This is a genomic window from Streptomyces doebereineriae (assembly GCF_031845645.1).
In the GTDB taxonomy this organism is placed as follows: Bacteria; Actinomycetota; Actinomycetes; order Streptomycetales; family Streptomycetaceae; genus Streptomyces; species Streptomyces canus.
This window is the reverse complement of the sequence record NZ_JAVREZ010000571.1, coordinates 1-393: the sequence shown is the minus strand read 5'-3', so window position 1 is coordinate 393 and position 393 is coordinate 1. Positions and strand designations below refer to the sequence as shown.

Here is a 393-nt window from a genome sequence, read left to right as displayed (position 1 = left end):
AGGCGCGTTCGGTCGCGGTGCTGCAGCAGGTGATCGGGCTGACCCAGAAGATGTCCGACGAACTCCACTCGACGGTGCTCACGTTGGAGAACCTCAAGCAGGTCACCGACGACATGAATGCCGGGATCTCCAACCTCGACGACTTCTTGCGACCGTTGAAGAATTACTTCTACTGGGAGCCACACTGTTTCGACATCCCGATCTGCTGGTCGCTGAGGTCGATCTTCGACGCCATGGACGGTGTGGACAAGCTCGACGACAGTTTGCAGGTCATGGTGGAGAACATGGACGAGCTGGACTCGATCATGCCGAAGCTGCTGGTCCAGTTCCCGAAGATGATCGCGATCATGAAGACAATGCGCGTGAGCACCTTGACGATGCACACCACCATGT

1 pseudogene is annotated in these 393 nt (G+C 57.0%); it reads left to right on the top strand.

Annotated features, from left to right (window positions below):
- Positions 1–393: pseudogene (locus RNB18_RS53305) on the top strand (hypothetical protein); the annotation flags it as partial.